This window comes from Rhizobium sp. Leaf306 (genome assembly GCF_001423425.1).
Taxonomy (GTDB): Bacteria; Pseudomonadota; Alphaproteobacteria; order Rhizobiales; family Rhizobiaceae; genus Neorhizobium; species Neorhizobium soli.
The window spans coordinates 142,479-166,758 of record NZ_LMNX01000005.1; the positions used below are offsets into that span (position 1 = coordinate 142,479).

At 60.7% G+C, this 24,280-nt stretch carries 26 protein-coding genes; 14 read left to right on the forward strand and 12 right to left on the reverse strand.

Annotated elements, in window-relative coordinates; translation table 11 throughout:
• Genes ftsY through ASG19_RS21225 form a run of 3 tightly spaced genes read left to right on the forward strand, consistent with a single transcriptional unit; the run spans window position 1 to window position 2,667 of the window.
• Window positions 1–1,377, forward strand: a complete 1,377-nt coding sequence (gene ftsY / locus ASG19_RS21215; RefSeq protein ID WP_062462330.1) for a signal recognition particle-docking protein FtsY — start codon at window positions 1–3, stop codon at window positions 1,375–1,377.
• Between the two features lie 55 nt (window positions 1,378–1,432).
• Entirely contained in the window at window positions 1,433–2,083 is a 651-nt protein-coding gene (locus ASG19_RS21220) for a septation protein A (RefSeq protein WP_062462334.1), read from the forward strand.
• The gene (locus ASG19_RS21225) at window positions 2,080–2,667 is read left to right on the forward strand and encodes a DUF2585 domain-containing protein (protein WP_062462337.1); all 588 of its coding nucleotides are present in this window, start codon (window positions 2,080–2,082) and stop codon (window positions 2,665–2,667) included. Before ASG19_RS21220 ends, ASG19_RS21225 begins: the two co-directional genes overlap by 4 nt.
• 36 nt (window positions 2,668–2,703) lie before the next feature.
• Here the strand turns inward: ASG19_RS21225 and ASG19_RS21230 are convergent, their stop codons facing one another.
• Genes ASG19_RS21230 through ccmA form a run of 5 tightly spaced genes read right to left on the reverse strand, consistent with a single transcriptional unit; the run spans window position 2,704 to window position 5,623 of the window.
• Window positions 2,704–3,318: a DsbE family thiol:disulfide interchange protein gene (locus tag ASG19_RS21230; RefSeq protein WP_062462340.1), complete on the reverse strand. Its 615-nt coding sequence runs from the start codon at window positions 3,316–3,318 to the stop codon at window positions 2,704–2,706.
• Entirely contained in the window at window positions 3,315–3,494 is a 180-nt protein-coding gene (ccmD, locus tag ASG19_RS21235; RefSeq protein ID WP_062462343.1) for a heme exporter protein CcmD, read from the reverse strand. The genes ASG19_RS21230 and ccmD overlap by 4 nt, the downstream gene beginning before the upstream one ends.
• Window position 3,495: 1 nt before the next feature.
• Window positions 3,496–4,278, reverse strand: coding sequence for a heme ABC transporter permease (locus ASG19_RS21240; RefSeq protein ID WP_062462346.1), 783 nt, complete (start codon window positions 4,276–4,278; stop codon window positions 3,496–3,498).
• Between the two features lie 41 nt (window positions 4,279–4,319).
• Window positions 4,320–4,979 (reverse strand): heme exporter protein CcmB, encoded by a 660-nt coding sequence (ccmB, locus tag ASG19_RS21245; RefSeq protein WP_062462349.1) that lies wholly within the window; start codon window positions 4,977–4,979, stop codon window positions 4,320–4,322.
• Entirely contained in the window at window positions 4,979–5,623 is a 645-nt protein-coding gene (gene ccmA / locus ASG19_RS21250) for a heme ABC exporter ATP-binding protein CcmA (RefSeq protein ID WP_062462353.1), read from the reverse strand. The genes ccmB and ccmA overlap by 1 nt, the downstream gene beginning before the upstream one ends.
• A gap of 281 nt (window positions 5,624–5,904) precedes the next feature.
• Between ccmA and acnA the strand changes: the two genes are divergently transcribed.
• The 4 genes from acnA (at window position 5,905) to ASG19_RS21270 (ending at window position 11,224) form a co-directional block, all read left to right on the forward strand.
• Window positions 5,905–8,598, forward strand: coding sequence for an aconitate hydratase AcnA (acnA, locus tag ASG19_RS21255; protein ID WP_062462356.1), 2,694 nt, complete (start codon window positions 5,905–5,907; stop codon window positions 8,596–8,598).
• A 227-nt stretch (window positions 8,599–8,825) separates the two neighbouring features.
• Window positions 8,826–9,563: a sulfite exporter TauE/SafE family protein gene (locus tag ASG19_RS21260; protein ID WP_062462359.1), complete on the forward strand. Its 738-nt coding sequence runs from the start codon at window positions 8,826–8,828 to the stop codon at window positions 9,561–9,563.
• Window positions 9,564–9,740: 177 nt separating this feature from the next.
• Window positions 9,741–10,508: a thioredoxin family protein gene (locus tag ASG19_RS21265; protein ID WP_062462362.1), complete on the forward strand. Its 768-nt coding sequence runs from the start codon at window positions 9,741–9,743 to the stop codon at window positions 10,506–10,508.
• Window positions 10,509–10,834: 326 nt separating this feature from the next.
• On the forward strand, window positions 10,835–11,224 hold the full coding sequence (locus ASG19_RS21270; protein WP_062462366.1) for a DUF2794 domain-containing protein: 390 nt from the start codon (window positions 10,835–10,837) through the stop codon (window positions 11,222–11,224).
• 6 nt (window positions 11,225–11,230) lie between these two features.
• Here the strand turns inward: ASG19_RS21270 and ASG19_RS21275 are convergent, their stop codons facing one another.
• The 4 genes from ASG19_RS21275 to ASG19_RS21290 form a co-directional block, all read right to left on the reverse strand.
• On the reverse strand, window positions 11,231–11,788 hold the full coding sequence (locus tag ASG19_RS21275; protein ID WP_062462370.1) for a GNAT family N-acetyltransferase: 558 nt from the start codon (window positions 11,786–11,788) through the stop codon (window positions 11,231–11,233).
• A 123-nt stretch (window positions 11,789–11,911) separates the two neighbouring features.
• Window positions 11,912–12,658 carry a Bax inhibitor-1/YccA family protein gene (locus ASG19_RS21280; RefSeq protein WP_062462373.1) on the reverse strand — a complete coding sequence of 249 codons (747 nt, stop codon included), beginning with the start codon at window positions 12,656–12,658 and terminating at the stop codon, window positions 11,912–11,914.
• A 156-nt stretch (window positions 12,659–12,814) separates the two neighbouring features.
• Complete coding sequence (locus ASG19_RS21285; RefSeq protein ID WP_062462376.1) at window positions 12,815–15,358, reverse strand: ABC transporter permease; 2,544 nt, start codon at window positions 15,356–15,358, stop codon at window positions 12,815–12,817.
• A complete protein-coding gene (locus tag ASG19_RS21290; RefSeq protein ID WP_062462379.1) occupies window positions 15,355–16,065 on the reverse strand; it encodes an ABC transporter ATP-binding protein in 711 nt (236 codons plus the stop codon). The genes ASG19_RS21285 and ASG19_RS21290 overlap by 4 nt, the downstream gene beginning before the upstream one ends.
• A 75-nt stretch (window positions 16,066–16,140) precedes the next feature.
• On the opposite strand from ASG19_RS21290, the gene ASG19_RS21295 reads away from it, so the two are divergent.
• The 4 genes from ASG19_RS21295 to ASG19_RS21310 all read left to right on the forward strand — a co-directional run bounded on the left by ASG19_RS21295 (window position 16,141) and on the right by ASG19_RS21310 (window position 18,249).
• Complete coding sequence (locus ASG19_RS21295) at window positions 16,141–16,791, forward strand: arylesterase (RefSeq protein WP_062462382.1); 651 nt, start codon at window positions 16,141–16,143, stop codon at window positions 16,789–16,791.
• Window positions 16,792–16,857: 66 nt separating this feature from the next.
• Entirely contained in the window at window positions 16,858–17,445 is a 588-nt protein-coding gene (gene thpR / locus ASG19_RS21300) for an RNA 2',3'-cyclic phosphodiesterase (RefSeq protein ID WP_062462385.1), read from the forward strand.
• A gap of 20 nt (window positions 17,446–17,465) precedes the next feature.
• Window positions 17,466–17,783 (forward strand): 4a-hydroxytetrahydrobiopterin dehydratase, encoded by a 318-nt coding sequence (locus ASG19_RS21305; protein ID WP_062462636.1) that lies wholly within the window; start codon window positions 17,466–17,468, stop codon window positions 17,781–17,783.
• A gap of 64 nt (window positions 17,784–17,847) precedes the next feature.
• Window positions 17,848–18,249 carry a YkvA family protein gene (locus tag ASG19_RS21310; RefSeq protein WP_062462639.1) on the forward strand — a complete coding sequence of 134 codons (402 nt, stop codon included), beginning with the start codon at window positions 17,848–17,850 and terminating at the stop codon, window positions 18,247–18,249.
• A gap of 18 nt (window positions 18,250–18,267) precedes the next feature.
• Here the strand turns inward: ASG19_RS21310 and ASG19_RS21315 are convergent, their stop codons facing one another.
• Window positions 18,268–18,831, reverse strand: a complete 564-nt coding sequence (locus ASG19_RS21315) for a sigma-70 family RNA polymerase sigma factor (RefSeq protein WP_062462388.1) — start codon at window positions 18,829–18,831, stop codon at window positions 18,268–18,270.
• 417 nt (window positions 18,832–19,248) lie between these two features.
• Between ASG19_RS21315 and ASG19_RS21320 the strand changes: the two genes are divergently transcribed.
• From ASG19_RS21320 to ASG19_RS21330, 3 genes are all read left to right on the forward strand, one after another.
• Window positions 19,249–19,776, forward strand: coding sequence for an invasion associated locus B family protein (locus ASG19_RS21320; RefSeq protein WP_062462391.1), 528 nt, complete (start codon window positions 19,249–19,251; stop codon window positions 19,774–19,776).
• Between the two features lie 237 nt (window positions 19,777–20,013).
• Window positions 20,014–21,252: a 23S rRNA (adenine(2503)-C(2))-methyltransferase RlmN gene (rlmN, locus tag ASG19_RS21325; RefSeq protein ID WP_062462394.1), complete on the forward strand. Its 1,239-nt coding sequence runs from the start codon at window positions 20,014–20,016 to the stop codon at window positions 21,250–21,252.
• A gap of 307 nt (window positions 21,253–21,559) precedes the next feature.
• Window positions 21,560–22,630 (forward strand): hypothetical protein, encoded by a 1,071-nt coding sequence (locus ASG19_RS21330; protein ID WP_244476249.1) that lies wholly within the window; start codon window positions 21,560–21,562, stop codon window positions 22,628–22,630.
• 55 nt (window positions 22,631–22,685) lie between these two features.
• Here ASG19_RS21330 and ASG19_RS21335 read toward each other — a convergent pair whose 3' ends face one another.
• Together ASG19_RS21335 and ASG19_RS21340 are read right to left on the reverse strand one after the other, a co-directional pair.
• Window positions 22,686–23,327: a LysE family translocator gene (locus ASG19_RS21335; protein WP_062462396.1), complete on the reverse strand. Its 642-nt coding sequence runs from the start codon at window positions 23,325–23,327 to the stop codon at window positions 22,686–22,688.
• 71 nt (window positions 23,328–23,398) lie between these two features.
• Entirely contained in the window at window positions 23,399–24,256 is an 858-nt protein-coding gene (locus ASG19_RS21340) for an SDR family NAD(P)-dependent oxidoreductase (RefSeq protein ID WP_062462399.1), read from the reverse strand.
• Window positions 24,257–24,280: the final 24 nt, after the last annotated feature.

Genomic DNA, 24,280 nt, shown 5'->3' on the forward strand with positions numbered 1-24,280 from the left:
ATGGCACTGAGTTTCATCAAACGCGTCTTCACCTTCGGCGACGTCCCCCCCGAACAGCAGGTCGAAGATCGGGCTCCGGCACCGATCACCGAAGCGGATGCCGTTCAGGGGGAGCTTGAACCAAAGACGCGCGCGGAAGATCTGCCCGTTGCAGCTGTCGATCCGGTTGCCGCGATCGAGATGGAGACTGCCGGCGGACCGGTGTCGGATGCACCGGCCGATATGGCTGACGTCGACGAGCCGGTTTCCAATGCCGAAATCGAGAACGAGGCTGCCATTCTCCCGGGTGTCGAGGAAACCTCCGAACTCGGGATCGTGCCGCTGTCGCTGCTGGAAGCCGAAGCGGCGGCAGATGTCGATTCTGCTCCGATCGAGGCGCCGGTTCTGCCCAGGGGCTTTTCCACCGCCAGTGCGGCACCGGAGACGGTCACCATCGTGCCGCCGGCCAAACTCACCTGGTTCCAGCGTCTGCGCGAAGGCCTGTCGCGGACCTCGTCGCAGCTCACCGGCCAGATCGCGGCGCTGTTTACCAAGCGCAAGCTGGACGACCAGACGCTTGAGGATCTCGAGGATCTGTTGATCCAGGCCGATCTCGGCGTGGAGACCGCAATGCGGATCACCGGCACGCTGTCTTCCGAACGCTATGGTAAGGACGTGACCGGCGAGGATGTGTCGCGCATCATGTCGGCCGAGATCACCAAGGTGCTGACGCCGGTTGCCAAGCCGCTGCAGCTCGATCTCAGTCACAAGCCGCATGTCATTCTCGTCGTCGGCGTCAACGGCACCGGCAAGACGACGACGATCGGCAAGCTTGCGGCAAAACTCTCAGGCTCGGGGCTGAAGGTGATGCTGGCCGCCGGCGATACGTTCCGTGCCGCTGCCATCGAGCAGCTGAAAATCTGGGCCGACCGGACGGGATCGCAGTTCATCGGCACCAAGCTCGGCGCCGATGCGGCGGGTCTTGCCTATGACGCGTTCGAGCAGGCGCGTGCCAACAAGTCGGACGTGCTGATCATCGACACGGCCGGCCGGTTGCAGAACAAGACAGAGCTGATGGCGGAACTCGAAAAGATCGTTCGCGTGCTGAACAAGCTCGATCCGGACGCGCCGCATACGGTGCTGCAGACGCTCGATGCGACCACCGGCCAGAACGCGATGAACCAGGTCGAGATCTTCCGCAATATCGCCGGCGTCAGCGGTCTGATCATGACCAAGCTCGACGGCACCGCGCGCGGCGGTATCCTCGTCGCGATTGCTGCCAAGCACAAGCTGCCGGTCTATTTCGTCGGTGTGGGCGAAGGGGTCGACGATCTCGAGCCTTTCGAGGCGAAGGATTTTGCCGAAGCAATCGCCGGGCTGGCGCCCGCGCCGCATTGATGACACACAGAAACGAATTTGCTCCAGGCAATTACTGGCTTTAAAGTTGGACCCCATGCAGACGATTGAAAGCGACACCAAGCCGACCAAGGAAGAAAAGCAGCATCCGGGCCTGAAAATGGCGCTGGAGCTCGGGCCGCTCCTGGTGTTCTTCTTCGGCAACCTGCGCGGCGAATGGCTGGTGCAGAAATTCCCGGCGCTTTCGGCCGTCGGCGGCCCGCTTCTGGTGGCAACCGCGCTGTTCATGGTCGCCACGGTGATCTCGCTGGTGATCTCCAAGATCGTCTTCAAGCATCTGCCGGTCATGCCCTTCGTGTCGGGCGTGGTCGTCATGGTGTTCGGGTCGCTGTCGATCTGGCTGCAGGACGAAACCTTCATCAAGATGAAGCCGACCATCGTCAACACGCTGTTCGGCGTGGTGCTGCTCGGCGGGCTTTTCTTCGGCAAGTCGCTGCTCGGCTATGTCTTCAATGCCGCCTTCAGCCTGAATGAAGAGGGCTGGAGAAAGCTCACCCTGCGCTGGGGGATCTTCTTCCTGTTTCTCGCCGTGCTCAACGAAGTGGTCTGGCGCAATTTCTCCGACGAGGCCTGGGTCAACTTCAAGGTCTGGGGCACGATGCCGATCACCATCCTGTTCACCCTTTCGCAGATGCCGCTGATCATGCGTCATTCCGTCGAAGAGCCGAAATCAGGTTCCGAGGTGTGACTGCCGGGCTCCTGCCCTCAAGCGGTTCATCCGGACGACGCTGGCTTGTCGCAGCGCTGGTTCTGTTTGTGGCGCAGATCGCCATTCTCTACGCGATGGGCCGCATTCCGATCTGCGAATGCGGCTACATAAAACTGTTCGAGCCCGAGGTGAACTCGCCGGGCAATTCCCAGCATCTGGGGGACTGGTATGTGCCGTCCCACATCATCCACGGCTTTCTGTTCTACGGGCTCGGCTGGCTGATCCTGCGCCGCGCGTCGGTGCCGGCCCGGTTCTCGCTCGCCGTCCTCCTCGAGGCCGCGTGGGAGATCGCCGAAAATTCCCCTGTCATCATCGATCGCTACCGGACCGCGACGATGGCGCTTGGCTATTCGGGCGACAGCATCATCAACTCGGCGATGGACACGGTGTTCATGGCGCTCGGCTTCCTTTTTGCCGCGCGTGCGCCCGTCTGGCTCACGGTGTGCATCGCCCTGTTCTTCGAACTCTTCACCGGCTGGCTGATCCGCGACAACCTGACACTGAATGTGCTGATGCTGGTCTGGCCGGTGGATGCCATCAAGGTTTGGCAAAACGCGCTGTGAGGCGTTGAGCAAGGTCTGGAATCAGCAAGCGGCGGCTCAGCCTTTTCCCGCTGCCGCTTTCGCGATTGCCGGTAGCAGATCCTGGGTGACGCTGCGGGTGTCGAAGGGGCCGACCTTCTTGTAGAGGATCGTGCCATCGGGGCCGACCAGATAGCTTTCCGGAATGCCGTAGACGCCCCAGTCGATCGCGGACTTGCCGTTCGGATCGATGCCGATCGCCTTGTAGGGGTTGCCGAGTTCGCCGAGGAAGCGCAGCGCGTTGTCGTTGCGGTCCTTGTAGTTGATGCCGACGATGGTGAGCCTGTTGTCTTCTGCCAGTTGCTTCAGGATCGGATGTTCCTGCCGGCAGGGGACACACCAGGACGCGAAAACATTGACCAGCGTCAGCTTGCCTGAAATGGCAGAGGAGGTCAGCGCTTGCGTCCGGGACCCTTCGAGAGGCGGCAGCGCCAGGGACGGCGCTTTTTTGCCGATCAGGGCTGACGGAATGGCGGAAATGTCGCGTCCGTTGACATCCTGGTCGTAGAGCATCTTGCCGGCGATTGCGGCAAAGCCTGCGAAAGCAAGAAGCGGGATCAGCGCGAATGCGTAACGGGCAAGACCGCGACGTTTCGGCTGGATGTCCTGCGAGGACGAGGGTTCGGCGCTCATGCCTTGCCGCCTTCCGGCGCCGGCGACGTTGCCGAGCGGCGGCGGATGCCGGCGGCTTCGAGCTGCGCAAGCTCCCTTCGGCGGGCGCGGCCATCGAGCCAGACCCAGCCGATCAGACAGAGCGAGACGAGGCCGGCAATTCCATAGGACATGGCGATATAGAATGTGTGGCTCATGTCACGTGCTCATCTCAGTCGTCAGGCCGGGTTTGTCGCCGGCCATTCTTGCTGCCATCCGGCGCTGCGCCGACACGCGGCGGCGCCAGATCTCGTTGCGCATGGCGGCGATGTGCAGGGTGAAGAACAACATCGTGAAGGCCAGTGCCATCACAAGCAGCGGCCGCAGGAAAGACCCGTCGATGCTCGATCCGCCCATGCGAATGACGCTTGCCGGCTGATGCAGCGTGTTCCACCAATCCACCGAGAACTTGATGATCGGAATGTTGACGAAGCCGACCAGGATGAGGATGGCGCAAAGGCGTGCGGCCTTGCCGGGATCATCCATGGCGCGGTTGAGCGCGATCAGGCCGAGATACATCAGGAACAGCACGAAGACGGAGGTGAGGCGCGCATCCCAGACCCACCAGGTTCCCCACATCGGCTTGCCCCAGAGCGAGCCTGTGGCGAGTGCGATCAGGGTAAAGGCGGCGCCGAGCGGGGCGGCGGTCTTGTGGGCAACGTCTGCCAGCGGATGGCGCCAGACCAGCGTGCCGATCGCAGAAAGCGCCATCACCGTGTAGCACATCATCGACAGCCATGCCGCGGGCACATGCACATACATGATGCGAACCGTCAGACCTTGCTGGTAATCGCCTTCGCCGGCAAAGCTCAGATAGAGGCCTGCTGCAAACAGGATCGCGGTCACCGCCGACAGCCAGGGCAGGACGCGCGACGCCAGGCCTAAAAACCGGGTCGGATTGGCGAGATCGCTGAGTTTGGTGATGGCAAGGCTTTCGGACATCAGAGCTTTTCTACTTCAGGACGAGAAGAGGTTCCATCTAATCAATCGTCGGCGTTTCGCAAAGCGAGCGCTGCGCCAAGGGGCCCAAGCACTGCAAAAAACATCGTGATTGCCACCAGTATCAGAAAAGGTGGCAGGAATGGAGCGGGATCCTCCACCGCCGCATAGGAGGCGCTGACCCCGAAGATCAGCACCGGCACGGCAAGCGGAAGGACGAGGATCGAGACAAGCAGCCCGCCGCGCGGCAGGGTCACCGCAACAGCTGCGCCGACGGCACCGATAAAGGTGAGCGCCGGCGTGCCGACCAGCAGTGTCAGCATGGTGGCGCCGATCGCCACTTCGTCCATGTTCATGAACAGGCCAAGCAGCGGCGAGGCGATGACCAGCGGCAGGCCGTTGCCGATCCAGTGGGCGAGGCATTTGACGAGCACGGTCAGAACCAGCGGATGTTCCTGCATCAGCATCAGGTCCAGCGATCCATCCTCGCGCTCGGTCTGGAACATCCGGTCGAGGCCGAGCAGGGCGGAGAGGAGCGCTCCGATCCAGACGATCGCCGGACCGATTCGCGACAGGAGGTTGAGATCGGGACCGACGCCGAAGGGAATGACGGCGACAACCGTGATGAAGAACAAGACGCCGATCAGCGCACCACCGCCGGCACGGACGGAAAGCTTCAGGTCGCGCAGGAGGAGTGCGGCCATCACCAGACCTCCTCGGCGATACCGGCAAAGCCGGCCATCTTCAGTTCCTGCGCATTCTTCAGTCCGAGCGGCTGGTGGGTGGCGGCGATCAGGATGCCGCCGTTTCGGAGATGTGATTCGATCAGCCCGGTGAACACGCGTTCCGCACTCACGTCGAGTGCCGCGGTTGGCTCGTCGAGGATCCAGACCGGCCGGAAGGAGACGAGAAGCTTGGCAAATGCCATGCGTCGCTGCTGGCCGGCGGAAAGATATCCGAACGGCAGATGGGTGATGTCGCCAAGCCCGACCGCATCGGCTGCTTCATCGACCGAAAGAGATTTGCCCTGCGGCGAGTGGCCGAAAAACTGCTGCCAGAATGTCAGGTTCTCATGCACGGAAAGTTCGGCCTTCATGGCGTTGCGATGGCCGAGGTAATGACAGGCTTCGGCGGCCCGCATGCCCTTGTCACCCGTGTCCGCCTGCCAGGTGACGGTGCCGCTTTCGGGGCGCAGGAGACCTGCCACGACGCGCAGGAGCGTGGATTTTCCCGATCCGTTTTTCCCCGTCAGAACAAGGCTTTCGCCGCCAGACAATGCGAAGGACACGCCCTGGAAGATCAGATCTTCGCCGCGCCGGGCGCTCAGATTTTCGGCAATCAGCCGCATATGGTCTATGCCTTTTCGGGCCGGATTAAGCCTTCGATCACATCGCTGCCAAAAAATGTTTGGCGACCTGCGTCAAAGTGTCTGGAACGCTTCTTAGAAATTATCTATAAGCATCGCAACACGCCAGCGGCCGGCGTGATTTTCATCTAGCGCCGAACTTGAGGATCTTCAAAAGTCCTTTCGTGCGGACAGCGGAAATGGTCGTACCCGCATCCTGATGTGCATGAAGTGCATAGGCGTCCGCACGCGCGTGTTGGCTCTTACATCAGCGGGGTTTATCCGTGGCTAAATCTGTCGACAGTTTCAATTGTCGCTCCGTCCTTACCGTAGGCGGTAAGGACTATGTCTATTACAGCCTTCCGAAAGCCGAGCAGAATGGTCTGCCGGACGTTTCCAAGCTGCCCTTCTCGATGAAGGTTCTGCTTGAAAACCTGTTGCGCTTCGAAGACGGAAAGTCCGTTACCAAGGACCAGATCCTGTCGGTTGCCGAATGGCTCAACAACAAGGGTCTGGCCGAGGCTGAGATCGCTTATCGTCCAGCCCGCGTGCTGATGCAGGACTTCACCGGCGTTCCGGCAGTCGTCGATCTCGCAGCCATGCGCGACGGCATCAAGGCACTCGGCGGCGATCCTGAAAAGATCAACCCGCTGGTTCCGGTCGATCTCGTCATCGACCACTCGGTCATCGTCGACGAATTCGGCACGCCGACCGCTTTTGCCCGCAACGTCGAGCTCGAATACGAGCGCAACGGCGAGCGCTACCGCTTCCTCAAGTGGGGCCAGCAGGCGTTCAAGAATTTCCGCGTCGTTCCGCCCGGCACCGGCATCTGCCACCAGGTGAACTTCGAATATCTCGGCCAGACGGTCTGGACCAGTGAAGAGGACGGCGAAACCGTCGCTTATCCGGATACCTGCGTCGGCACCGATTCGCACACGACCATGATCAACGGTCTTGGCGTTCTCGGTTGGGGCGTCGGTGGTATCGAAGCGGAAGCCTCGATGCTCGGCCAGCCTGTCTCCATGCTTCTGCCTGAAGTCATCGGCTTCAAGCTGACCGGCAAGCTCAAGGAAGGCGTTACTGCGACCGACCTCGTGCTGACAGTCGTGCAGATGCTGCGCAAGAAGGGCGTGGTTTCCAAGTTCGTCGAATTCTTCGGCCCAGGCATGGACAACATGCCGGTCGCAGACCGCGCGACGATCGGCAACATGGGTCCGGAATACGGCGCGACTTGCGGCTTCTTCCCGGTCGATGCCGAAACCGTCAGCTACCTCCACATGTCCGGCCGCACCAAGGAGCGCATCGCGCTCGTCGAAGCCTATTCGAAGGCTCAGGGGATGTGGCGCGACACCGATGGTGCCGAGCTGGTCTTCACCGACACGCTGGAACTCGACCTCAACGACGTCGTACCGTCGATGGCGGGCCCGAAGCGTCCGGAAGGTCGCATCTCGCTCGAGAACATCGCCTCCGGTTTTGCCGGTTCGATGGACACCGACTACAAGAAGCCGGGCCAGCTTGAAAACCGCTACCCGGTTGAAGGCACGGATTACGATCTCGGCCATGGCGATGTGGCGATTGCCGCCATCACGTCCTGCACCAACACGTCCAACCCATCGGTGCTGATCGCTGCAGGCCTTCTCGCCCGCAACGCAGTCGCCAAGGGTCTGACGTCCAAGCCTTGGGTGAAGACGTCGCTTGCACCGGGATCTCAGGTTGTTGGCGAATATCTCGCCAAGTCGGGCCTGCAGGATTCGCTCGATGCGATCGGCTTCAACCTCGTTGGCTTCGGCTGCACGACCTGCATCGGCAATTCCGGTCCTCTGCCGGCGCCGATCTCCAAGACGATCAACGACAAGGGCCTGATTGCCGCCGGCGTTCTCTCCGGCAACCGCAATTTCGAAGGCCGTATCTCGCCTGACGTCCAGGCCAACTACCTGGCTTCGCCGCCGCTCGTCGTCGCTTACGCGCTGGCCGGCTCGGTACGCAAGGACCTGACCACGGAACCGCTCGGCATCGGCAGCGATGGCCAGCCGGTATTCCTCAAGGACGTCTGGCCGACCTCCAAGGAAGTCCAGGAGTTCATCCAGAAATACGTCACCCGCGAACTGTTCGAGAGCAAGTATGCGGACGTGTTCAAGGGCGACGAGAACTGGCAGGCAGTCCAGATCCCTGACGGCGACACCTATGCATGGGACGACAAGTCGACCTATGTGCAGAACCCGCCGTATTTCGTCGGCATGGGCAAGACGGGAACCGGTCTCAAGAACATCCACGGCGCACGCGTGCTTGGCCTGTTCGGCGACAAGATCACCACCGACCACATCTCGCCGGCCGGTTCGATCAAGGCTGCTTCGCCAGCTGGTGCTTACCTTTCGGAGAACGGCGTCGCCGTTGCCGACTTCAACCAGTACGGCACGCGTCGCGGCAATCACGAAGTCATGATGCGCGGCACGTTCGCCAACATCCGCATCCGCAACCACATGCTCGGCCCGAACGGCAAGGAAGGTGGCTACACCATCCACTATCCGTCCAAGGAAGAGATGTCGATTTACGATGCGGCCATGAAGTACAAGGACGAGGGCACGCCGCTGGTCATCTTCGCCGGCGTCGAATACGGCAACGGTTCCTCGCGTGACTGGGCTGCAAAGGGCACCAACCTGCTCGGCGTCAAGGCAGTCATCGCCCAGTCGTTCGAGCGTATCCACCGCTCCAACCTGGTCGGCATGGGCGTCGTTCCCTTCGTCTTCGAAGAGGGCGTGACCTGGGCCTCGCTCGACCTCAAGGGTGACGAGACGGTCGAGATCGTCGGTCTCGAAGGCGATATCAAGCCGCGCGAGTGGAAGATCGCAAAGATCACCTATGGCGACGGTTCGGTGAAGGAAATCAACATCCTCTGCCGCATCGATACGCTGGACGAGGTGATCTACATGAACAACGGCGGCATTCTGCAGACCGTTCTTCGCGATCTGGTCGCTTAATAAAAAATCCTCCACCCGCCGGTCAGACCGGCGGGTGGAAATTCTTTGACGGCGATCGGCTCACCCGCCTGGATGTGCTTTTCGCAAGACTTCGTCAGCCCAAATTCCTGGGCTGGAGAACCGGTTTTCCGACCCTGCATGTGCCGGGTCGCTCAATTCCCCTGACCAGCACGGGGATGCGGTGGTGAGCATTTTGCCTTGGCCACCGACGTTAAGGTCTTCATTCCTTGTCCCTCATCATTTTTATCGGCATGGCCGTTACGGTTTTCCTGACGTCGCTTCTGTCTGGGATTTTCGGCATGGCGGGCGGGCTGATCCTCTTGTGGGTCCTGCTGTTTCTCTATCCGGTCGGCACCGCCATCGCGATCCAGGGCGTCATCCAGATGGTCTCCAACGGATCCCGCGCCTGGTTCTCCCGTGCCTATATCGACTGGAAGATCCTCTCGATCCTGTGCTCTGGTGTGGCGGTTTCCGCCCTCATCCTGTTTCTGACGAGCTATATGCCAAGCCTGATCGTGGTTCTGATCGGTGTCGGCCTGATGCCTGTTCTCGTCTGGTTGCCGGTCAACAGGCTGCAGCTCGATGCGTCCCGTCCCTCGCATGCGTTTCTGGCTGGACTGCTGTCCGGCGGCATGACGATCAGCGTCGGCGTGGCAGGTCCGACGGTCGATATCTTCTTCATTCGCACAGAGATGGACCGGCGCAAGGTCATCGCCACCAAGGCGTCGATCCAGACGATCTCGCATCTGGCAAAGATCGCCTTCTACTGGGATGCCGCTTCGAACCTTCCGACCGTCGACATGGTGGCGGTGCTGATCGCCGCGCCGATCGCCATCCTGGGCGCTCGGGCGGGCAATGGTATCCTGCAAAAGATGACGGACGCCAATTTTCGGAGCTGGACCCGATGGGTGGTGACCGGCGTCGGCGCGGTCTACCTGACCCAGGGATTGCTGAGCTTTTTCTAACAGGCGGAACGGGCCGGACACGCGATCGCAGAGAGCGATCACATGTCGGATCCTCACCCGTTCGTGACTTCCTCTTGAACCGGTGCCGCGGTTACTTATCCGGCGTCCCACCGTTATGGCCTTGATTGCCCCTCGCAATCGTGGATAACAAACAACCTATCAAAGGGTTTGCCATTCATGCTGCTTCGTTTTCGCTCCATGGTCCTCGTTGCCGGTCTGCTGATAGCAGGCTCGGCTTCGGCAGGGGAATCGAAGGCCCCGAAGGGCGTCGTGGAACTGTTCACCTCGCAGGGCTGTGCCTCCTGTCCGCCTGCGGACACCACGTTCAGCCAGCTTGTGGCCCAGGGCGACGTCGTGGCGCTGTCCTATCACGTCGACTACTGGAACTATCTCGGCTGGACCGACACGCTTGCCTCCAAGGAAAATACCGAGCGTCAGTACGGCTATGCCAAGACGATGGGCCGCAGCGGCGTCTACACGCCGCAGGCCATCATCAACGGTCGCGATCATGTCAAAGGTACGGATCTGGTCGGCATCAACTCCAAGGTCGATGGTATGCGCAGCAAGGGAGAGGGGCTGGTTGTTCCCGTCTCGGCTGCCATGCACGGAGACGAGATCGAAATCGAGATCGGCGCCGGCAATGCACAGATACCGGCCGAGGCCGAAGTCGTCGTCGCCTACTTCACGAAGAAGCAGCAGGTCGAGGTGACGAAGGGCGAAAACAGCGGCAAGAACATGGATTACTGGCATAGCGTCTACGACGTGCAGTCCGTTGGCATGTGGAACGGCCAGACCATGTCGCTGAAACTGCCAGGCAAGCTGATGGGCAAGTCCAAGAAGGACGGTTGCGCAATCCTGCTTCAGGCATCGGGCCCGAACGGCGAGCCGGCCGAAATCATCGGCGCAACAATCCTGATGGCCGGGCGCAAGAAGCTGGACGACTGACAGGGCATACCAACACCGCTCACCAGCAAGCTGGTCGCGGAGCGCCGCGCGCTCATTCTTTTCGACGGGAAGTTTGTTGGCGGCCCGGTCCAAATCCACTGGGGGGCTGGGGGTAAGGGTCAGCGAACCGAACCGGGCCAAATGGCGCTAAAGAACGCGCCAAACCAACATCTACAATCTCGCTTGCAATTCGGGCGCTGTTTTGACCGAAATACGGCTTTCTCAGAAAACATCGCGGCAGCCGGTAACCTGGTATGGCAGCGTTGCAATTTCTAAAATGTCGGGGCACACTGTCACTGCTTTGACATCTATGATTGGGAGTCTTGATGACCGATCAGCCTGAATTTCCGAGGGGCCACCGGCCTCACGATGCTGCCGTCGTCGTCAATCTCAGCGAATACCGACAGAGCCTCGATCCTGCGCCCGTGACATTTCACCGTCGAGAGCTCGACTCCATCCTGTGGATCTATGGTCGGATGGTGGGCGAGGGCGAGTGGAAGGATTACGCGATCGACCACCTGAAGGACAAGGCCGTCTTTTCGATCTTCAAGCGATCGGGCGAGCTGCCGCTGTTCAGGATCGAGAAGAACCCCAAGCTTGCCAACAAGCAGGGTGCCTATTCCGTCATCAACACGAACGGCGTGATCCTGAAGCGTGGTCACGAGCTGCCACAGGTGTTGAAAGTGTTCGACAAGGCGCTGAAGCTCATCGACTGAACTGGTTCACTCGGTGAACAGCGAACCGGGATAGACCGTCGGGTCAGGCGGTGTATCCCTAGCCTCGCCGAGTGCAATCTGCATCAGGACCGTGTCCAGCCACTGACCGTGCTTGAAGCCGGTGCCTTTCAGCGTACCGGTCATTTCGAAGCCTAGGCTCTTGTGGACCGCGACGGATGCGGGGCTTGCGCCACCGATCACGGCCACCATCTGGCGAAAGCCGAGCGCTGTGCAGCGGCTGAGCAGTTCCTGCAGCAGTGCCTTCCCGGCACCCTTTCCACGCGCCCCCGGAGAGAGATAGATCGAATCCTCTACCAGCCAGCGATAGGCCGGCCGCGTGCGGAAGGCGGATGCATAGGCATAGCCGATGAGGACGCCGGCGTCGTCGATGGCGGCGATGTAAGGATAGCCCTTCTCGCGGATGGCGTGGAAGCGCGCGGTCATCTCTTTCAGATCAGGCGGGGTGATCTCGTAGCTTGCGGTGCCGTTCAGCACACTGTCCCGGTAGATGGCCGTGATGGCGGGCAGGTCGTCGGTTGTGACGTCGCGAAGGTGCTGGGGCATGGCAGGACTTGGGGCTTGAGGTGAGGCAGCAAGCCTATGACGCAGCCTCCCGGCGGGCAACAAAAAAGGCGACCTTGCGGCCGCCTTCTTGTTTGTCGTCTGGTCTGTCTTCCACTTCGTGGATCAGTTGTTACGGTTGCCCATGAACTGAAGCAGGAAGGTGAACAGGTTGATGAAGTCGAGGTAGAGCGTCAGGGCGCCCATGATCGCCTTGCGGCCCATGACCATCGCATCATCCGCGTCGTAGTACATTTCCTTGATCTTCTGCGTGTCGTAGGCGGTAAGGCCTGCGAAGATCAGCACGCCAATCGCGGAGATCGCGAAGCCGAGTGCCGAAGACGCCAGGAAGATGTTCACGATCGAGGCGATGATCAGGCCGAACAGGCCCATGATCAGGAACGAGCCCATTGCCGACAGGCTTCTCTTCGTCGTGTAGCCGTAGAGCGACAGAGCGCCGAACGAAGCTGCGGTCACGAAGAACGTCTGCACGATGCTCTGGCCGGTAAAGACCAGGAATATCGACGACAGCGAAAGACCCATCAGGGCCGCGTAGCCCCAGAATGTTGCCTGCGCGGCGCTTACGCTCATCTTGTTGATCCTGAAGCTCAGGAAGAACACGACAGCGAGCGGCGACAGCATCACGACCCAGCGCAGCGGGCTTGCAAACAGCAGCTGGCCGAAGGGGGTCAGCTGGCCATCGGCGACGGCCATCTGCCAGGTCGCAAACGCCGCGATGCCGGTGATCGCCAGGCCGAGTGCCATCAGGTTGTAGACCTTGAGCATATAGGCGCGCAGGCCTTCATCGATCATCGCACCGGACTGCGCACCCGTCTGGGCGGCTCGGTTTTGATAGTTGTTGAAGTCAGCCATAGTATCCTCTTCAAGCTCCGGAATTTGTCACGGTGTCGGGCCCTAACGGTCAGACCCAGGCGCCGCTGCGGAGCCCAGCAAGCCTACCATCAAATATGAGGCGATAACCACGCCTATACAAGGGGGAAGGAACGCAATGGATCCCAAAGCTCCCGATCACAATTCCCGGAGGACCGGCGCCGCCTTCTGGCCCAGCACCCGCCACGTGCCGATAAGCCCGATGCCGACGGTCAGCACCAGCGAGGCCACAACCGTGATGATCGCCACATCTGGCAGGAAGGTCGAGGGAAGGCGCATGATGCGCGACACGATGAACCAGGCGGATACGCCGCCGGCCAGAAGCGCAAACACGGCGGTGGCGAAGCCGAGGATCATGTATTCGTAGCTAAAGGCACGAATGAGCATGGATCTCGTTCCCCCCAACGTCTTCAGGATCACGGCATCGTGGGTACGGGCGCGGTTTCCGGCCGCAAGCGCCCCGGCAAGCACCAGCACCGAAGCGATCAGCGCCACGGCGGCCGCTGCCCGGATCGCGGTTGCCAGCTGGCCGATCAACTGATCGACGATATCGATCGCATCCTTGACCCTAACACTCGTGATGGTCGGATAGGCATTGCTGACGGAGCGCAGGATTGTCGCTTCCTGCTGCGCCGTTGCCGATGGATCGGTGAGGGTCGCAAGCCAGGCATGCGGCGCGCCGCGGAACGTGTTGGGCGAGAAGACCATGACGAAGTTGATGGACAGCGATTCCCATTCGACGTTGCGGAAACTGGAGATCTTGGCGGTGATGTTGCGGCCGAGCACGTTGACGGTGACCGTATCACCGAGTTTCAGTCCGAGTTCGCCTGCCTCTTCCGCCGAAAATGAAACGAGAGGCTCGCCGTCATAGTCGGCCGGCCACCATTCACCCTGCGTCAGGGTCGAGCTTTCCGGCTTGTTCTTGGCGTAAGTGATGCCGCGATCGCCGCGCAGAACCCAACGGCCCTTTGCCGGAACATTCATCTGACTGACATCCTGACCGTTGAAGGCGAGGATGCGACCCCGCAGCATCGGCACCTCGAACAGCTTGGCGGCGGGTGCCTGCTCCTGCAGCAGCTTGCGGAAACCATCGACTTCGGCGCTCTGGACATCGACGAAGAAGAAGTTCGGCGCGTTGCGGGCGATGTTGCCGGTCAGCTGGTTGCGCATGTTGCCGTCGATCAGCGCCAGCGTCACCAGGAGTGCCAGACCGAGGCCGAGCGAGAGCACGACCGAGGGCGTCAGGGCGCCGGGACGGTGGATATTGCCGAGTGCCAGCCTCAAGGCCGGCGAACTGACGCGCGGGGCACGACGGGCAAGCCACGCAATGAGCGCCGCCACAAGCCGCAGCAGCACGAACGCGCAGGCGACCGCGCCGAGGAAGACCGAGGCGACGAAGTGATTTTCGGACGAGAAGATCGCAAGGATTGCGAGAGCGGCGAGTGCTGCGCCTGCGGCTGCCAGATACGGCCAGGATGGAAGCCGGCCCGTGTCGAAACTCTGTTCTCTGAACAAAGCTGTGGCAGGGACCTCGCGCGCATGTCCAAGCGGCAGAATGGCGAAGGCAAAGGTGATCAGCAGACCGAACAGGGCGGCAAGCCCAAGCGCCGACGGATAGATGTTGATGCCATCCGGTACCGGAAGCACGCCTTCGAGAAAGCGCAGTGCCACGATGGGCGAAACGGCGCCGATGACGAGGCCGGCCAGAATGCCGATCACTGCCAGAACCATGATCTGGAACAGGTAGATCAGCGTGACAACAGTTGCGGGTGCGCCGAGGCATTTGAACGTGGCGATCGTGGTGCGTTTGGCATCGAGGAAGGCCCGCACGGCGTTTGCCACGCCGACACCACCGACGATCAGTGCGGTGAGGCCGACCAGCGTTAGAAACTGTGAAAAGCGCTCGACGTTTTCGGTGAGCGAGGGGGCTGCGCGGTCGCTGCTGCGGATCGACCAGCCGGCGGCCGGGAATTCGCGGTTGGCGCGATCGGCCAGCCCGACCCGGCTGGCGGGATCGCGCAGCTTGATCTTGTAGGCGTGTTCGACAAGGCTGCCGTTCGCCATCAGGCCGGATGCTTGCAGGGCTTCCCGGCTCACCATCAGGCGGGGCGCAAAGCCGAAGCCATCGGACACCGAGTCCGGTTCCGACGCGATCGTGCCGCGCAGCACGAGCTTGATATTGCCGAGCAACAGTTCGTCGCCGGTCTTGATGCCGAGGCGCTCGAGCAGAAGCGGAGCGGCCAGTGCGCCGAAGATCTCGCCCTGTTTGGCGACGAGTTCCTGCAGGGGCGCGGCCGGCTCGGCCTTAAACTCTCCGTAGAGTGGATAGGCGCCGTCGACGGCCTTGACCTCGACCAGCGCCTGTTCGGATCCATCCGGCTTGCGGGCCATGGAGCGCAGGCCGGTTGAGACAGACATTTCGCCGAGCCCGCTCAAGAAGGCGCGTTCCTGTTCGGTCGCTTCGCGGTTGTTCAGCTCAAAACGAATATCGCCGGCAAGCAGTTGCTGGCCCTGGCCGGCAATGGCTTCGGTAATGGCGCGCGAAACGGAATTGACGGCGGCAATCGAGCCGGTGCCAAGCGCGATGCAGGCGAGGAAGATGTAGAAGCCGCTAAGGCCACCGCGCATTTCCCGCAATGCCAGGCGCAGTGCAATTTTCAGCCGAGGGACCGCGACCATCATACGGATGCGACCTGAACGGCTGGAGCGCCTGCTCCGTCGTCGATGATTTCGCCGGAGCGGACGCGGATCTGGCGCGAGCAGCGGGCAGCGAGCGAAATGTCATGGGTGACGAGGATCATCGTCATGCCGCGCTCGGCCTGCTTGGAAAACAGAAGGTCGGCGATCTGGCGCCCGGTCTCGGTATCGAGATTGCCGGTCGGTTCGTCCGCGATCAGCACGGCGGGCGAGGGAGCAAGCGCGCGGGCGATCGCCACGCGCTGCTGCTCGCCGCCGGAGAGCTGGCCGGGATAATGGTGCAGGCGTTCACCCAGGCCAACGGCTGTCAGCTCGCGGCGGGCGATCTCGAACGGATCCTTCGCATTTGCAAGCTCCAGCGGGACCGCGACGTTTTCGAGCGCGGTCATGTTGGCGATGAGGTGAAACGACTGGAAGACGATACCGATATTGCGGCCGCGGAAATCCGCCAGAGCATCTTCGGAAAGGTTGTGAAGCGCCTGGCCGTTAATGACGATCTCGCCGCTGTCGAGACGCTCGAGGCCGGCCAGCACCATCAGCAGTGTCGATTTGCCCGAACCCGAGGGACCGACGATGCCGACCGCTTCTCCTGCGTCGACGTCAAGATACATGCTCTTCAAAACGTGAACGGATGCCGCCGCGCTGCCGAGGGTGAGATCGGCTTTTCGCAGCGTGATGATGGTTTTAGTCAATGCAGACCGTCCTATATAGGCTTCAAGAGCAATTCATGCCGCGCTGCGGTTAAGCCCAAATCTAGGAGACCGATCGTGCGTTTTAAAGCAAGACCGCTTCAATTCCTCGTCATGATACTGGCAGCACTGACCGCAGCCCCGGTTTTCGCTCAGAACAAGACCCTCCAGATCGTCGGCTTTGGAGACAGTCTGATGGCCGGCTATCAGCTGGCGCCGGCAGAATCCTACACCGCCCAGCTCGAGGCGGCGCTGAAGGCGAAGGGCCTCAATGTGGCGATCAACAATGCCGGCGTGTCCGGCGATACCAGTTCCGGCGGGCTTGGACGCATCGACTGGTCGGTTCCAGATGGCACTGATGGCGTGATCCTGGAGCTTGGCGCCAACGATGCGCTGCGCGGCATCGCACCCGAGCAGACGGAAAAGAACCTTGATGCGATGATCACGCGTCTGAAGGCGCGCAACATTGCGATCTATCTGGTTGGCATCATGGCGCCGCCGAACATGGGCAGCGACTATGCGCAGAAGTTCAACCCGATCTACGAAAGGCTCGCCAAGAAACACGCGCTGCCGCTCTACCCGTTCTTCCTTGATGGCGTGACCACGGTTGCCGGAATGCAGCTTGAAGACGGCATGCATCCGAACGCAAAGGGTGTCGCGGCCATGGTCGAAAAGAGCCTTCCTTCCGTCGAAGCCTTCCTTGGGGACATCGGTAGTCAGCAAAAATAATATCTTGCGCGGAAGCGAGTTGCATGTTCCGCTGTTAGCATCTGCAAAAGATTCGAGGAGGTCCCTATGCCGAGACTTTTCATCGCCCTCGAAGTTCCACGCAATGTCGCCATGAGCCTGTCGCTGCTCCGTGGCGGCATCCCCGGCGCACGCTGGATCGATGTGGAGAACTATCACATCACCCTTCGCTTCATCGGCGACATCGACGGACGGACCGCAGACGAGATCGTCGACCGGCTGGACCGGATCGACCGTCCGGAATTCCAGCTAAAGCTGACAGGTATCGGTTCGTTCGGGTCCAAGAAGCCGCATTCGATCTTTGCCGGTGTCTCCCCGTCGCCCGAACTTCACGCGCTGCAGGGGGAAACCGAGCGGATCTGCCAGCGTCTCGGACTGGCGCCGGATCCGCGGAAATTCACGCCGCATGTCACTCTGGCACGTCTCAAACACTGCCGACTCGATGAAGTCGTACATTACCTTTCAGGGCGCGGGAATTTTCACACCGCGCCCTTTCTCGTTCCGCGTTTCGTGCTGATGTCTTCCAAGGAATCCTGCGGTGGCGGGCCCTACCTGACGGAGGAAATCTTCCCGCTGCGCGAGCTCAGCTACGGCTATGCCCAGGACGAGATGGAAACGGCCGAGCACCGTTTCTAGTCTATGGCGAAGGTATGCTGATGGCTTATGAGGTGCTGGACAGAGAAGCCATCGAGCGCGAGATTTCCACTCTCGATGGCTGGACGATCGGCCCTGATGGCGACGCGATCACGAGGAGCTTTGTCTTTGCGTCGTTTCGCCAAGCCTTCGGGTTCATGGCGGAATGCGCGTTGGCGGCTGAAAAACTCGACCATCATCCGGACTGGTCCAACAGCTATTCGCGTGTCGAGGTGCAGCTCACCACCCATGCGAAGAAGGGACTGACAGATCGTGATTTCAAGCTGGCGCGAGCCATGGACGAGGCATTTCGCGCACGGATCGTCACGCCCCGGAATTGAACTTCACACCGGCATTCCCATATGCTGATGCATTGAAGCGAGCATCTGGAGTGACGGAATGAGCGTGGATGACGTCAAGATCGGCGAGATCCTTCTGCCCGGCGACGAAAAAACGCAGGATCGCCGGGAGAAGCAGGTGCGTGCCAGGTTCTGGCCGACGATGCGGCGAGCCGCGCGGCAAATTCCATTCAGCCGCGATCTGGTCGCCGCCTATTACTGCGCCGTGGACCGAAAAACACCCTTGCGCGTTCGCGGGACCTTGCTGGCAGCGCTTGCCTATTTCATCCTCCCCATCGACATCGTCCCGGATTTCTTTGCGGTCGTCGGGTTCAGCGATGATATCGCGGTTCTTGCTGCGGCTCTGCGCATGATCCAGGGCCATATCAACGACGGACATTACGACGCAGCAGACAGCGCGCTTGCCGATCACCCCGATATTGCAGCCGGAATGAAGACGAGCGGCTGATCCGGCCGCCCCGCCGCTTCAGTTCGGTGAAGTCTCTTCCAGTGCTCGCCGCAGGCGCTCGAACGCCAGCCTGATGCGCGACTTTACGGTGCCCAGCGGAAGCCCGGTCGAAGCGGCGATTTCGGAATGGGACTGACCCAGGAAAAAGGCCGCCCGCACCAGCTTCATCTGCTCGTCCGGAATCTGAGAAAGTGCATCACGGACCCTCTCGTCGCGCTCCTTGCTTTCAAACAAGGTGTCGACGCCCGGTACCTCCGCCAAGGCAAGAAATGTCTCCTGGCCGTCAAACTTGCGGTTTCGGGCGCGGCGCTTGGCATCGATGTGGCGGTTTCGTGCGACCCGGAACAGCCAGGTCGACAGGCTTGATCTTGCGGGATCATAGAGGCTGGCACGATGCCAAAGGATGGTCATGACATCCTGGACGAGTTCTTCTGCCTCGTCCGAATTCATGCCGCGCTTCATCAGCCAGGATTTCAGGCGTGGCGCGAAATGATCAAAAAGCGCAGTGAACGCGTCTTGATCACGCGTTGCAGCCACTGCCCTGACCAGGCGGGCGAAGCGGTCTCTCTCGTCCCCTAGCATCTAACCGGCAGTAGGCTTTCTTTGTGAGTAGGCGTCAGCTTTGCGACTATCCTACCGTATCGGTAGAAAAACGGGTAGCGGTTTTAAGCAGGATTTATACGTAGTTTCAAAGTGCTGCGGCCTGCGTCATCGGACGGACAAACTCTTGCCCAAATCGTTGTTGAGTGATGCGCCCAGAAAACTCGACGTCTGGAACGGGCATCATCAAACGCAACCCTGCGCCGCATTCGACCACATCCCGGTTCACTACATATTCAGCATCCAATCGATAGTGTTGACTCTTTGGTAACCGGAATGAAGTCAAAATGGGACCCGACCGTTGGGACGCCGCATATGACGCCCAGACATGACGCCGAGAAGGCATGTCCGTACTGGCCCGGCTCGGGCCCTTGAAATTACGAAAATTGGCAGGAGATCATGGCCGCTAGAACCGTCGCAATCGCATTGGCGCTTACTCTCGCCGGAATTGGCGCAGGACTTGGCGCCGGCACGGGTACCGCTTCCGCCCAGACGCCGAACCGCATCCAGCAGTTCAAGGCGTGGGGTGCGTATTCCTACAAGCAGGGCGCGGCTACGGTCTGCTACGTCTTGTCCGTCCCGACGACCAAGGAGCCTGCAAGCGTCGATCACGGCGATATCTTCTTCATCGTGTCGCAGCGCCCGGGCCAGAACATCTCCTACGAACCGCAGGCGATGATGGGCTACACGATGCAGACCAATTCCAAGGTCACCGTGACGATCGACAACAAGAACTTCACGATGTTCACCAAGGACAAGGCCGCCTGGGTCGAGAACGCCGCCGAAGAACCGGCTCTCGTTGCTGCGATGCGGACCGGTCAGAAGATGAGCGTCAGCGCCGTATCCGGTCGCGGTACCAAGACGTCCTACGCCTATTCGCTGCAGGGCATTTCAGCGGCTCTGAAGCAGGTCGAATCCTGCAAGTAAGCAGAGATTGCCACCACCGCATTGGAAGGCCGGTCATCGACCGGCCTTTTGCGTTTGACGAAGAATAGTGACGTGGCGTCGTTTTGATGATAAAGCGCCCGTCAAGTTTAGTCCTGCGCGACCGTTCCTCGGAAAGTCGCTTACCCGGGACGCCATGATTTCACAGAAAGACATGCCACGGCGATGCGCGAAACCTGCGCTGGGCGAAGGCATGTTATTCGAACGGGATATGAAGAAATGTCGGTCTCCGAGGCCTTTGCGCCTGTCGCCATCAAGAAGCCGCTCGTCGCCAATCCGGACCTCTATAGCGAAAAGCCGTCGCTGATCGGCCTGTCGCGCGAGGATATGGGCGCGGCGCTGCGAGAAAAGGGCATACCGGAAAAGCAGGCGCGGATGCGCGTCAGCCAGCTCTGGCACTGGCTCTACATTCGCGGCGTGTCGGATTTCGACGCGATGACGAATGTCGCCAAGGACATGCGCGAAATGCTGAAGATGCATTTCACCATTGCGCGTCCCGAAGTGGTGGAAGAGCAGATCTCCAATGACGGCACCCGCAAGTGGCTGCTGCGCTTCCCGCCGCGCGGTGCCGGCCGTCCGGTCGAGGTCGAAACGGTCTACATTCCCGAAGAGGGCCGCGGCACGCTCTGCATATCCAGCCAGGTCGGCTGTTCGCTCACCTGTTCCTTCTGCCATACCGGCACCCAGCGCCTCGTGCGCAACCTGACGGCCGAGGAAATCCTTGGCCAGCTGCTTCTGGCGCGCGACCGGCTGGGGGATTTCCCCGGTGCCGACACGCCGCCCGGCGCTTTCGTGCCGACTGGCGACCGCAAGGTCACGAATGTCGTCATGATGGGCATGGGCGAGCCGCTCTACAATTTCGAAAGCGTCAAGACGGCGCTGCTGATCGCGACAGACGGCGACGGGCTTTCGCTGTCGAAGCGTCGTGTCACGCTGTCGACGTCGGGCGTCGTGCCGGAAATCTATCGCACAGGCACGGAGATCGGCGTGATGCTGGCGATCTCGCTGCATGCGGTCCGCGACGAGCTGCGCGACATGCTGGTGCCGATCAACAAGAAGTATCCGCTGAAGGAACTGCTGGAAGCCTGCCGCCAGTATCCGAGCCTGTCCAACGCCCGTCGCATCACATTCGAATATGTGATGCTGAAGGACGTCAACGACAGCCTCGAGGATGCCAAGCTGCTGACCCAGATGCTGAAGGGCATTCCGGCGAAGATCAATCTCATCCCGTTCAACCCGTGGCCCGGTACCAATTACCAGTGCTCGGATTGGGAGACGATCACCAAGTTTGCCGACTTCATCAACCAGGCAGGCTATGCCTCGCCGATCCGCACGCCACGCGGCCGCGACATTCTCGCCGCCTGTGGCCAGCTGAAGTCGGAATCGGAGCGCATGCGCAAGACCGATCGCCTCGCCTTCGAAGCGATGATGATCGCCGGCCATGGCGAAGACGACTGACGCCGGGAGGGCTTCGATTGCTGGCTGAACCGGCTCGAAGCCTGGAAACCTCTCATCAGTCCTTTCGTTTCTGACACCGAGCGCTCGAGGGGCGGCAAAAATGCCGCCTGGCGCGGCGCAAATGCGCTTGATTCCGTTGTAGGGGTCATATGCAGGCTGCAATAATCTGATATCGATGTGGCTCATCCAGGTGCAACCGGAAGATGCCGCCATGTTTCAGCATCCCATTAGGAAGTCTGCATTTTATGTATCACTAACAGGCGGAACGATAGTTGCTGCCTTAATTTCCACAACCGCAGAAGCGCATGTGAAATGGTTCGCACCCTACATCGTGGGTGCGCCTCTCCAGCCGGTCGAAACTGTTCTGCGTGATATCTGGTTTTGGGTGGCGATCGCACTCGTTCTCGTTTGTTTCGCCGCAGCCCGGGTCATAGAAACCAGCCGTTTTGGACCGTTGATCTTCGAAGCGCTTGATCGCTTTACCTCGCCGCTCTGGGCGAGGATCGACGATTATGTCCGCGTCGTCATTGGCTCGTTCTTCGTCGCGATCTTTGCCACGGGTGGCGTTTACCTGACACCGGACCTGAAGACGCCTGCCGAATGGGTGTCCTGGCTGCAGTTGCTGATCGCTGCCCTGATCTTCTCGCGGCGGACCATGCCTTTCGCCGGCCTTGGAATTGTTGCCCTATGGCTGCTCGCGGCGCGGGACTACGATCTCTTCCACTTGTTCGACTATTTGGCGCTCGGGCTCGGCGTTGCCGCCTACCTGATCATCGAGCCGATGAAAGACGACTGGCGTGTCCACCGTTTTGAAGTGCTGCGCTGGGGGCTAGCTATCGCGCTGATGTGGTCGAGCCTCGAAAAATTTGCCTATCCCGAATGGTTCTATCCGCTGGTGGTGGAAAAGCCCTTTCTCACGATGGGCATGCCCCGCGATGTCTTTATTCCCATGGCCGGTATCGCCGAATTCACCATGGGCTTCGGTCTTCTCTGGACCGCGCTTATCCGCCGCCTTTCGGCCATCGCAATGATCGTCATCTTCACCTCGGCCGTCTTGCCGTTCGGGCGTATAGATCTGATCGGCCACGGGTTGATCACCGCCATCCTGGTGGCGGTTGCCTGCGACCAGAACCGGGCAGACGGGCTGCTGCCCGGACTGAAACAAAAGCTTTCGGCCATCCCTGCCGGGCTGGCTTTCGCCATCGTGGTTTTCATGAGTGGCTATTGGGGCCTGCATCTCGCCTTCTATGGTGCCGGAGGCTTTTCCGGGCCGGTGGCGGCCGAAAAGACCACCCATTCCCACAGCGTCGAATACCCGCATGGCCCGCAGTCCGACATCGGAATTGGTGCCCCGCCCACCCGCGGCCAGGGGGAGTAACAGAAGAGTCGTCCTTCGACGCGAAGCGAAGGTAGTTTGAAACGAAGGGGCGACCTTATCTCGACTGCGTCATGAAGATCTTCACGGCGAAGACAGAGAACACGCCGGCGAAGGTGTAGTCGAGGCCGCGCAGGACTTTCGGATTTCTCTGCAGCCAGTTTGCAAGCCGATCGGCGGCAAGCACGACGATCAGGTTCACCGGCATGCCGATGGCGATGAAGAAGATCCCGAAGAAGACCAGCTTGCCCGTCACATGCGGATCTGTCGCCGTCACGAACTGCGGCAGGAAGGTCATGAAGAAGATGATCACCTTCGGATTGAGGATATTCACCCAGAAGCCGATCGAGATATTTGCGAGCGGGCTTGCCGTTGCGCGCTCCACGGTTTCGACGGAGAAGCTGGAGCCGAAGCGGATCGCCTGGATCGCCAGCCACAGCAGGTAGGCGGCGCCGCCTGTTTTCAGGATGAAGAAGGCGGTGGGCGACGCGGTAATCAGCGCCGAGATGCCGAAGGCGACCAGAAGCGTGTGGCAGACGACGCCGAGACTGGTGCCGAGCACCACGAACAGTGCCGATCTGCGCCCCTGCGCAAGCGCCCGGCTGATCGACAGCGTCATATCAGGCCCAGGCGTCAGAGCCAGAAGCAAGCCGGCTGCGGTGAAGGCCAGAAGCGATGCAAGGCTTGGCAGGAATTCCATTGATGTCCTCGAAAGCCGGATGACGGTTGTCGCTTTTTATCCGGCTTTCGAAGTCCTGCCAAACCTGTTGATCAACTGCCGCTGATGAATTTTTTTGATGCATCCGTGAAGTCCGGATGCCAGCGCGACAGAGGCGGACGGTTTTCGATGATGTCGCCGATTGCCCATGCCATGCGCCGCTCGTCCGTCTTGCGGTCGACGTCGTTGTCCGGGCAAAGGATGTAGAAATCCCCGCGTTCGAGGCTTTCCAGCATGAACTGCACCGTCTGTTCGGAGGTCCAGGCGGCATCGGGCTTTTCGGTGCGGTCTCCCTTGGTCAGGCCGGTATAGACGAAGCCCGGAATGAGAAGGTGAGCGCTGACCTTGCACTCGGGCATGTTGCGCAATTCGTGCTGCAAGGCTTCGGTGAAGGCTTTCACGCCCGCCTTGGAGACATTGTAGGCGGGATCGCCGGGAGGCGTGGTGATGCCCTGTTTCGACCCGGTGTTGATGATAAGCGCCGGTTCGCCATGGGCGATCATGCCGGGGCCGAAGGTTCTGCTGCCATTGACGACGCCCATCAGGTTGACGGCGAGAACGTTGTCCCAGTTGACCTGCGGGCCGAACAGGCTGCTGCCGGGCTGGATGCCGGCATTGTTCATCAGCACGTGCACCCGGCCGAAGCGCTGCAGAACGGCGCGTTCCAGAGCTTCGATTTCAGCCGGCTTCGAGACGTCGGTGCCGATTGCCACGACATCGGCCTCGCCATCGCTGGAAAGGGCAGCAACCTCGCGGCACGCCTCTGAAAGCCGGTCGCCCTCAAGATCCGCCAGGACGACGCACATGCCGAGTTTCGCAAATTCCTTGGCAGCGGCAAGGCCGATACCGGAGGCGGCGCCGGTGACGACGGCGACATTGTCTTTCTTCAGAGCAGGGTGAGTGATGGACATGGGAAGTCTCCTCTTGGACGCTTC

What these genes read in the sequence shown, in the direction of transcription:
- thpR (WP_062462385.1), top strand. Translation starts at nt 16,858, where the DNA reads ATGCCGAGACTTTTCATCGCCCTCGAAGTTCCACGCAATGTCGCCATG.
- ASG19_RS21285 (WP_062462376.1), bottom strand. Translation starts at nt 15,358, where the DNA reads ATGATGGTCGCGGTCCCTCGGCTGAAAATTGCACTGCGCCTGGCATTG.
- ftsY (WP_062462330.1), top strand. Translation starts at nt 1, where the DNA reads ATGGCACTGAGTTTCATCAAACGCGTCTTCACCTTCGGCGACGTCCCC.
- ASG19_RS21275 (WP_062462370.1), bottom strand. Translation starts at nt 11,788, where the DNA reads ATGCCCCAGCACCTTCGCGACGTCACAACCGACGACCTGCCCGCCATC.
- ASG19_RS21335 (WP_062462396.1), bottom strand. Translation starts at nt 23,327, where the DNA reads ATGGAATTCCTGCCAAGCCTTGCATCGCTTCTGGCCTTCACCGCAGCC.
- ASG19_RS21315 (WP_062462388.1), bottom strand. Translation starts at nt 18,831, where the DNA reads ATGCTAGGGGACGAGAGAGACCGCTTCGCCCGCCTGGTCAGGGCAGTG.
- ASG19_RS21265 (WP_062462362.1), top strand. Translation starts at nt 9,741, where the DNA reads ATGCTGCTTCGTTTTCGCTCCATGGTCCTCGTTGCCGGTCTGCTGATA.
- ccmB (WP_062462349.1), bottom strand. Translation starts at nt 4,979, where the DNA reads ATGGCCGCACTCCTCCTGCGCGACCTGAAGCTTTCCGTCCGTGCCGGC.
- ASG19_RS21270 (WP_062462366.1), top strand. Translation starts at nt 10,835, where the DNA reads ATGACCGATCAGCCTGAATTTCCGAGGGGCCACCGGCCTCACGATGCT.
- ASG19_RS21340 (WP_062462399.1), bottom strand. Translation starts at nt 24,256, where the DNA reads ATGTCCATCACTCACCCTGCTCTGAAGAAAGACAATGTCGCCGTCGTC.
- ccmD (WP_062462343.1), bottom strand. Translation starts at nt 3,494, where the DNA reads ATGAGCCACACATTCTATATCGCCATGTCCTATGGAATTGCCGGCCTC.
- rlmN (WP_062462394.1), top strand. Translation starts at nt 20,014, where the DNA reads ATGTCGGTCTCCGAGGCCTTTGCGCCTGTCGCCATCAAGAAGCCGCTC.
- ASG19_RS21240 (WP_062462346.1), bottom strand. Translation starts at nt 4,278, where the DNA reads ATGTCCGAAAGCCTTGCCATCACCAAACTCAGCGATCTCGCCAATCCG.
- ccmA (WP_062462353.1), bottom strand. Translation starts at nt 5,623, where the DNA reads ATGCGGCTGATTGCCGAAAATCTGAGCGCCCGGCGCGGCGAAGATCTG.
- ASG19_RS21305 (WP_062462636.1), top strand. Translation starts at nt 17,466, where the DNA reads ATGGCTTATGAGGTGCTGGACAGAGAAGCCATCGAGCGCGAGATTTCC.
- ASG19_RS21220 (WP_062462334.1), top strand. Translation starts at nt 1,433, where the DNA reads ATGCAGACGATTGAAAGCGACACCAAGCCGACCAAGGAAGAAAAGCAG.
- ASG19_RS21280 (WP_062462373.1), bottom strand. Translation starts at nt 12,658, where the DNA reads ATGGCTGACTTCAACAACTATCAAAACCGAGCCGCCCAGACGGGTGCG.
- ASG19_RS21320 (WP_062462391.1), top strand. Translation starts at nt 19,249, where the DNA reads ATGGCCGCTAGAACCGTCGCAATCGCATTGGCGCTTACTCTCGCCGGA.
- ASG19_RS21230 (WP_062462340.1), bottom strand. Translation starts at nt 3,318, where the DNA reads ATGAGCGCCGAACCCTCGTCCTCGCAGGACATCCAGCCGAAACGTCGC.